6 protein-coding genes are annotated in these 8,219 nt (G+C 61.0%); 5 read left to right on the forward strand and 1 reads right to left on the reverse strand.

Going from position 1 to position 8,219, the window contains the following annotated elements:
- The 4 genes from WCA53_RS32835 to aroG form a co-directional block, all read left to right on the forward strand.
- Positions 1-1,870: YhdP family protein (locus WCA53_RS32835; protein WP_423921781.1), on the forward strand; the 1,870-nt coding region annotated here is incomplete at its 5' end.
- Positions 1,871-1,933: 63 nt separating this feature from the next.
- Entirely contained in the window at positions 1,934-2,752 is an 819-nt protein-coding gene (locus WCA53_RS32840) for a carbon-nitrogen hydrolase family protein (protein WP_423921786.1), read from the forward strand.
- Positions 2,753-2,810: 58 nt separating this feature from the next.
- Entirely contained in the window at positions 2,811-4,277 is a 1,467-nt protein-coding gene (gene tldD, locus WCA53_RS32845) for a metalloprotease TldD (protein WP_423921791.1), read from the forward strand.
- 407 nt (positions 4,278-4,684) lie between these two features.
- Positions 4,685-5,758, forward strand: coding sequence for a 3-deoxy-7-phosphoheptulonate synthase AroG (gene aroG / locus WCA53_RS32850; protein ID WP_423921794.1), 1,074 nt, complete (start codon positions 4,685-4,687; stop codon positions 5,756-5,758).
- A gap of 76 nt (positions 5,759-5,834) precedes the next feature.
- Here the strand turns inward: aroG and WCA53_RS32855 are convergent, their stop codons facing one another.
- The gene (locus WCA53_RS32855; RefSeq protein ID WP_423921797.1) at positions 5,835-6,383 is read right to left on the reverse strand and encodes a cob(I)yrinic acid a,c-diamide adenosyltransferase; all 549 of its coding nucleotides are present in this window, start codon (positions 6,381-6,383) and stop codon (positions 5,835-5,837) included.
- A gap of 177 nt (positions 6,384-6,560) precedes the next feature.
- On the opposite strand from WCA53_RS32855, the gene WCA53_RS32860 reads away from it, so the two are divergent.
- A complete protein-coding gene (locus WCA53_RS32860) occupies positions 6,561-7,976 on the forward strand; it encodes an FAD-binding oxidoreductase (protein WP_423921800.1) in 1,416 nt (471 codons plus the stop codon).
- Positions 7,977-8,219 lie beyond the last annotated feature (243 nt).

The raw sequence follows: 8,219 nt of genomic DNA on the forward strand, positions 1-8,219 counted from the left end.
CTACCGGGGCGCGCTCACCTTCGACAATGACGACCTCGCGTACGAGACGTTTCCGCCGCTATCGCAACTTAAGGGAACGGTAAGCTTTGGCGAAAAAACCGGGTCGCTGGATGGTCTCACTGGCAAATTGCTCGGCGGCGACATACGGGCGACCGGCGGTATAAAACCCGATGGCAGTTATGCACTACAGATGAATGGGCGTCTCGGCGCCGACGCCGCACAGGATCTCAAAGTGCGCAATCCCGAGCAAATCGCAAAGATTCTCAAGCACATCAGCGGCACGGCCCCTTACGACCTGCGGGTGCGGGGCGTGAAAACCGCGTTGCCCGAGATTCAGGTGAAATCCGACCTGACCGGCCTCGGCCTCGACTTTCCCGCGCCCTTGCGCAAGCAGGAAGGCGTGCCGATGCCGGTCGCGTTCACATTTGCGCCCGTCGCCCAGTCGCCTGACTTGCATGACGCCCAGCTTGTCTTCGGGCCGATCACGGCGCATTACGTGCTCAAGCGTGTCGATAAGACCGAGCCGACCGTTGAGCGCGGCGTAATCGGCGTGAACAAGGCGGCGGATTTGCCCGCGCAAGGCGTGAGTGCAAACATCGAGATGAACGAACTGGACGCCGATGCATGGCGCAAATTCATCGCCGACGTGGGGCCGATGCCGCAACCGGCTCCCACGGCGCAGTCAGGAACAGGCCAGCCGTCCGCGACCGTGAAGCAGTTCGCGCCTGACCAGGTCAACCTGCATCTGGCCAGGCTTACGCTGCTCAACCGGCATTGGGACGACGTCGTGGTCCGCGCCAGCCGGGACCCTGCGCAGAAGTGGCAGGCGAATATTGCGTCGGACCGGGTGTCCGGAGATGTCGAATGGACGCCCGGCGCGACGAGGGGAAGTCCGGGCACGGTACGAGGCCGTTTCACCAAGGTGGCGGTCCCCAACAAGGATGAAAGCGAACTTGTCGGGAAAGTGATCGGCAAACAACCGCGCAATATGCCAACGATCGATTTGATCGTAGACCAACTCGTGGTCCGCGATCACACGCTCGGACGACTCGAAGTCGATGCGCGTAATAGCGTGGAAGATGGCGCACCGGTCTGGCGTCTGGATAAGCTGGAACTCGCCAATCCCGACTCGACACTCGAAGCGACCGGCGACTGGCGCACGATTAACGAGCTTGACGACCCCGCCTCGGACGAGTCGCCTCGGCGCACCGCGCTCGATTTCAAGCTGGATATTCTCGATGCCGGCGCGCTCGCCGAGCGGCTTGGCGTGCATAAAACGCTCGAGAACGGCAAAGGCACGCTCGCAGGCCAACTCGCGTGGGACGGCAGTCCGGCCGCCATCAACTTCCCCACGCTCAATGGCGGGCTGACCGCCGATCTGGAGCATGGCCAGATTATCAAGGTCGAGCCCGGCGCGGCCAAACTGCTCGGCGTATTCAGCTTGCCGAGCCTCGCGCACTTCCTCACACTGGATTTCCAGGACGTGGTCGGCAAAGGCTTGCCGTACTCAAAAATCAGCGGCTCGGTCGCGATCCAGAACGGCATCGGACGCACCAACGATTTCACGATGGTGACAGCGCCCGCGCGAGTCGAAGTGACGGGCCTCATCGATTTGCCGGAGAAAACCGAGGATCTTCACGCGAGGGTGATTCCGACCATTGGCGCCGGCACCGTGGCGCTGGGCGCTGCGATCATCAATCCGCTGCTCGGGCTGGGCACGCTGGTGGCTGACGTGGTGCTGTCGAAATCGATCGGCCAGGTCTTTGCACGCGACTATTCCATTACGGGTCCGTGGTCGAAACCGGTCGTTCAGCGGGTGAAAGGCGATCAGGGTAAGATCGAAACTCCGGCCGCAGCAGTCGATAATTAAGCCTTTTCCGCCTGTTGCGCCTCGCGTTTGAAGAGGGTTTAGCGCCCTATTTTGCAGGCTGACATGAGCGAAAAATCAACCGAAACGTTCCGCGTGGCCGCGCTCCAGATGGTCAGCACGCCGGATCGCGAGCGCAATATCGCGGAAGTCGGACGTTTGATCGCAGAGGCCGCGCGCGATGGCGCGCAACTTGTGCTGCTGCCCGAATATTTTTGCTTCATGGGTTTCAAGGACACGGACAAGCTTGCTCTGCGCGAAACGCCCGGTCACGGTCCAATCCAGCAATTTCTCGCCGATGCCGCGCGAGAGTACCGCGTGTGGGTGATTGGCGGAACGCTGCCCCTGGAGTCGCCGGATGCGTCGCGGGTACTGAACACCACACTCGTCTTCGACCCAACGGGCACGCAGGTTGCGCGCTACGACAAGATTCATCTGTTCAATTTCGAGAAAGGCACGGAGTCCTTCGACGAAGCCCGCACCATCCAGCCAGGCGCCGACGTGCAAACTTTCAACGCGCCGTTCGGACGCGTGGGGTTGTCGATCTGCTACGACCTGCGCTTTCCCGAGCTTTACAGGAAGATGGGCGATTGCGCGATGATCGTCGTGCCGTCTGCATTCACCTACACGACCGGCCGAGCGCACTGGGAATTGCTGCTGCGTGCACGCGCCGTTGAAAACCAGTGCTACGTGCTCGCCGCCGCGCAAGGCGGCACCCACGAAAACGGACGCCGCACATGGGGCCACAGCATGTTGATCGACCCATGGGGGGAGATCGTCGCCGTGCGCGACGAAGGCGCGGGCGTTGTGGCCGGCGCCATCGACCCGGCGCGCATCGCTACCGTGCGACAAAGCCTGCCCGCATTCAGGCATCGCGTACTTTAGTTAAACGAGCTCACGCTAGAATGCTTTCAATCCCTACTGACATCGCCACAGGCAACGAATGAACATCATCGAACCCGGCATCCGAAATCTCGCCTCCGCGAAAGATATTCTTCTGACGCCCTACGGCCTCGACGAATCCACCATTATCCGTACGCTGGCCGAGATTTTTACGCACCGCGTGGACTACGCGGATCTCTATTTCCAGTCAACGCGCAGCGAAGCGTGGAGCCTGGAGGAAGGCATTGTCAAATCCGGCAGCTTTAGCATCGATCAAGGTGTCGGCGTGCGCGCCGTGTCGGGCGATCGGACAGCGTTCGCGTATTCGGACGACTTGTCACCTGAATCGATCCGCCAGGCCGCGCTTACCACCCGCGCTATCGCCAAGGCGGGCGGTGGCAAGCACAAGATCAAGTCGGCAAGTTCGCTGACCGGCGTGTTCGGGCGCGATTTGTATCGGCCGGCTGATCCGCTGACGTCCCTCGACGCGACCGCCAAGGTAAAGCTGCTCGAACGCGTCGAACAGATGGCGCGCAGCCGCGATTCGCGGGTCGTACAGGTCATGGCGGGCCTCGCCGGCGAACACGACGTCGTGCTGGTCGCGCGCAGCGACGGCGCGCTGGCCGCGGATATCCGTCCGCTCGTGCGTGTATCGGTGACGGTGATTGCAGAGAAAGACGGTCGCCGCGAGATCGGCAGTGGGGGTGGCGGTGGTCGCTTCGACTACTCGTATTTCACCGACGAAATCCTCTCGAGCTACGTCGACCAGGCCGTCCACGCAGCGCTCGTCAACCTGGAAGCGCGCCCGGCTCCCGCCGGCGCAATGACCGTTGTTCTCGGACCGGGCTGGCCCGGCGTACTGCTGCACGAAGCCATTGGCCACGGGCTCGAGGGCGATTTCAACCGAAAGGGATCGTCGGCGTTCGCGGGACGAATCGGCGAACGGGTCGCGGCGAAGGGCGTGACCGTCGTCGACGACGGAACGCTGCCCAATCGTCGCGGGTCGCTCAATATCGATGACGAGGGTCATCCCACGCAGTGCACCACGCTGATTGAAGACGGCATTCTTAAAGGCTATATCCAGGACTCCCTGAACGCGCGGCTAATGAACATGCCGGTGACAGGCAACGCGCGTCGCGAATCGTACGCATCATTGCCGATGCCGCGCATGACGAACACTTACATGCTCAACGGCGACAAGGATCCGGGCGAAATCCTGGCGTCGGTGAAAAACGGCTTGTACGCGGTCAATTTTGGCGGCGGTCAGGTCGATATCACCAACGGCAAGTTCGTGTTTTCGGCGTCCGAAGCGTACATGATCGAAAACGGCAAGGTCACGTATCCGGTGAAGGGCGCGACGCTCGTCGGCAGCGGCCCCGAGTCGCTGAAGTATGTGACCATGATCGGCAACGACATGGCGCTGGATGGCGGCGTGGGCGTGTGCGGGAAGGAAGGCCAGAGCGTGCCGGTCGGTGTCGGGCAGCCGACGTTGCGAATCGAGAAAATGACGGTGGGCGGTACGGTCTAACGACGATTCTTCGGCGTGCGCCTTGCGGAAACTCCGCATGGAGCACGCTCGTTTCATGCGAAACCTCTACAGAACACGCGGATTATCCGCATTTTGCTAGGCCGTAACTTGTCAACCGCGCTTGTTTCGGGTTATAAAGTTTGACGCTCAAATTTCAACGACTGCCTAAACCACCCCGCCCGCCGCCATGTCCGCCAAGTTTTATTTTTACTTTTTTTGGTATCTCAAGCCGCTGGCGGATCGAGAGGGGTGAGTCGTTTTGTAGAACCCAAGTTTCCCGAAAAACCGCCAGCTCAGCCTGGCGGTTTTTTTATGCCCAATGTTTTTTGCGTCGCAATGTTTTTGCGCCGTGTATGTAGCACCAAAAACTTACGCAGCACCAAAAACGAGTTCCTGGAGAACCAGCCATGCCCCCGCACAACACCGACGATGTCCGAATTCGCGAATTGAAAGAACTGACGCCGCCCGCTCACCTGATCCGTGAGTTCGCGTGCTCGGAAGCGGTATCGAACCTCATCTACGACTCCCGCCAGTCGATGCACCGCATCCTGCACGGCATGGAGGACCGCTTGATTGTGATCGTGGGGCCGTGCTCGATCCACGACACCCGAGCCGCGCTGGAATACGCGGGCCGGCTGGTCGAGCAACGCAAGCGTTTCGCTGGCGAGCTTGAAATCGTGATGCGCGTGTATTTCGAAAAGCCGCGCACGACGGTCGGCTGGAAGGGTTTGATCAACGACCCCTACATGGACAACAGCTTCAAGATCAACGACGGGTTGCGCACCGCGCGCGAATTGCTGCTGCGGATCAACGAACTCGGCTTGCCTGCCGGCACCGAGTACCTCGACATGATTAGCCCGCAGTACATCGCGGATTTGATTTCGTGGGGTGCGATCGGTGCCCGGACGACGGAATCGCAGGTGCATCGCGAATTAGCGTCCGGGTTGTCGTGTCCGGTCGGTTTCAAGAACGGCACGGATGGCAACGTGAAGATTGCCGTCGACGCTATCAAGGCCGCGTCGCAACCGCACCATTTCCTGTCGGTGACGAAGGGCGGTCATTCGGCCATCGTTTCGACTGCGGGGAATGAGGATTGCCACATCATCCTGCGTGGCGGGAAGGCGCCGAACTACGACGCCGACAACGTGAACGCCGCGTGCAATGACATCAGCAAGGCTGGGTTGGCGGCGCGCCTGATGATTGACGCGAGCCACGCGAACAGTTCGAAGAAGCATGAAAACCAGATCCCGGTCTGCGCCGATATTGGCCGGCAGATTGCGGGCGGCGACGAGCGGATTGTCGGAGTCATGCTGGAATCGCATCTTGTTGCGGGAAGGCAGGACTTGAAGGAAGGCTGCGAATTGACCTATGGGCAAAGCATCACGGATGCGTGTATTGGCTGGGACGAGAGCGTGGATGTGCTGGAAGCTCTGGCGGAATCGGTCAAGCAGCGCCGCGTAGTGCGCGGCAACGGAAACTAACGCTCGACCGCTGGGCTTGGGGGCCGGGTGTTGGCGGCTGGGCCGGTTCTGCTTGCGGCTAGCAGAACCGCCCTCCCTACTCCCTTACGTGCTCCCACCCCACTTCGGCCCCACCGTCCGAACGGTTCAACACCCGCGCCAGCACAAACAACAAATCCGATAGCCGATTGACGTATTGTCGCGGCGCGTCGTTGATGTCGCCCGCGCGGCCGAGCGCCACAATCGAACGCTCCGCACGCCGACACACCGTCCGTGCAACATGCGCCAGCGACGCCGCCCGCGACCCGCCCGGCAAGATGAACTCCTTGAGCGGCGCCAAGCTCGAATTATATTCAGCAATCCAGTCGTCAATTCGCCCTAGTTGCGCCGCCTGGATCATCGAATGCCCAGGAATGCAAAGCTCGCCACCCAGATCGAAGAGATCGTGCTGGATCGCTACAAGCGCCACACGTACGTCGTCCGGAAGCGCTTCGCACAGCAACACGCCAACCTGCGAATTTAGCTCGTCCACATCGCCAATCGCCACGATCCGCGCGTCGTCCTTCTGCACGCGACTGCCGTCGCCAAGACCCGTCGTGCCGTCGTCGCCAGTGCGCGTCGAAATCTTGCTCAGGCGATAGCCCATGATCATCTCCCATGTTCGATCCATCTCGGAAACGCATTATAGGCATCGCCTTCACGGGTTTGCCGCCCGAACCTGTTTTGGCTATCGGCGTAAAATACGACCATAAAAGGCGGGTATTGCTGCATCCCAATACAGAATCCTGAACAATCCACCTCTTCCGTTGTCCGGAGACATGCCGTGAATCATCCCATTGCGCCACTCGCCGTTCGTCGCGCCTTTCCCGCCGCGCTCCTCGATTCACTGAAGAGCCAGTTCGCCGAACGCGCCTCCACGACGGCCGCCGTGCGCGAACATCACGGCCGCGACGAATCGCCGTACGACCCGCAATTGCCCGATGCAGTCGTCTTCGTGACCACGACGGACGAGGTCCAGACGGTCGTGCGCCTGTGCGCCGAACACGGCGTGCCTGTGATTGCGTACGGCAACGGTTCGTCGCTGGAAGGTCATTTGCTCGCGGTTCAAGGCGGCGTATCGATCGATCTGTCGGGCATGAACCGCGTGCTGTCGATCAACGCCGAGGACCTCACGGTGACCGTCGAACCTGGCGTTTCCCGCAAGCAGTTGAACGAAGCGCTGAAGGACACGGGACTATTTTTCCCTATCGATCCGGGCGCGGACGCGAGTATCGGCGGGATGTCGGCGACGCGCGCATCGGGCACGAACGCCGTGCGCTACGGCACCATGCGCGAAAACGTACTCGGCCTGAACGTCGTTCTCGCCGATGGCCGCGTCATCAAGACAGGCACGCGCGCGCGCAAATCGGCGGCGGGATACGACCTCACGCGCTTGTTCGTCGGCTCGGAAGGCACGCTCGGCGTGATCACCGAAATTACCGTGCGGCTGTATCCGCAACCGGAAGCGGTCTCGGCAGCGGTGTGCGCATTTGCATCAATGGGCGACGCCGTTCGCGCCGTCATAGAAACAATCCAGATGGGCGTGCCGGTGGCGCGCGTCGAGTTCCTCGATTCGCTGACGGTGCGCGCGATCAATCGTTACGCGAATTACACGTTCCGCGAATCGCCGATGCTGTTCTTCGAGTTCCACGGCACCGCAGCCAGCGTGAAGGAACAGGCGGAAACCGTGCAGGAAATCGTCGCGCAAAATGCGGGCGCGGATTTCGAATGGGCAACCCGACCCGAAGATCGCAGCCGCTTGTGGAACGCGCGTCACAACGCATTTTTCGCGATGCTGCAACTGAAGCCCGGTTGCCGCGCCGTGACCACGGACGTTTGCGTACCGATATCGCGGCTAGCGGAATGCGTGATCGAAACGGAAGAGGATTTGAAGCGATCCAGTTTGTTGTGCCCGATCGTCGGCCACGTGGGCGATGGCAATTTCCACGTCGCCATGCTGCTCGATCCGAATAAGCCGGAAGAGCGCGCGGAAGCTGAGGGGATCAACGAACGCATCGTGCAACGCGCGCTGCGCATGGGCGGCACGTGCAGCGGCGAACATGGCGTCGGGTTGCACAAGATGGGTTTCATGATCGAGGAGCACGGCGAGGACGGCATTGACGTGATGCGCTCAATCAAGCACGCGCTCGATCCGAATAACATCATGAATCCAGGCAAGATTTTCTCGTTCGCCGCCTGACGCAAACAAGCAGGAAGAAGGCGCTGAAAAGCAGCCCCGTAATTAGCCGGATCGACGGTCGCGCCCCACAGGCGCAAGATCGGATTCATCGCTTCCTGGAATGATTCCAGAGCACGAAACGCCGGGGAGGAGACATGAACGCACCCACCGAGCTGGCCGCGGTGAGCTTGACGCCCGACATGCTGGCACAACGCCAGCGGGAAGTCGTACAGGCATTGATGGCGGTGCTACCGAACCACTGCC

The sequence above is a fragment of the Caballeronia sp. genome (assembly GCF_049581465.1).
Classification (GTDB): Bacteria; Pseudomonadota; Gammaproteobacteria; order Burkholderiales; family Burkholderiaceae; genus Caballeronia.

What these genes read in the sequence shown, in the direction of transcription:
- aroG (WP_423921794.1), top strand. Translation starts at nt 4,685, where the DNA reads ATGCCCCCGCACAACACCGACGATGTCCGAATTCGCGAATTGAAAGAA.
- tldD (WP_423921791.1), top strand. Translation starts at nt 2,811, where the DNA reads ATGAACATCATCGAACCCGGCATCCGAAATCTCGCCTCCGCGAAAGAT.
- WCA53_RS32855 (WP_423921797.1), bottom strand. Translation starts at nt 6,383, where the DNA reads ATGGGCTATCGCCTGAGCAAGATTTCGACGCGCACTGGCGACGACGGC.
- WCA53_RS32840 (WP_423921786.1), top strand. Translation starts at nt 1,934, where the DNA reads ATGAGCGAAAAATCAACCGAAACGTTCCGCGTGGCCGCGCTCCAGATG.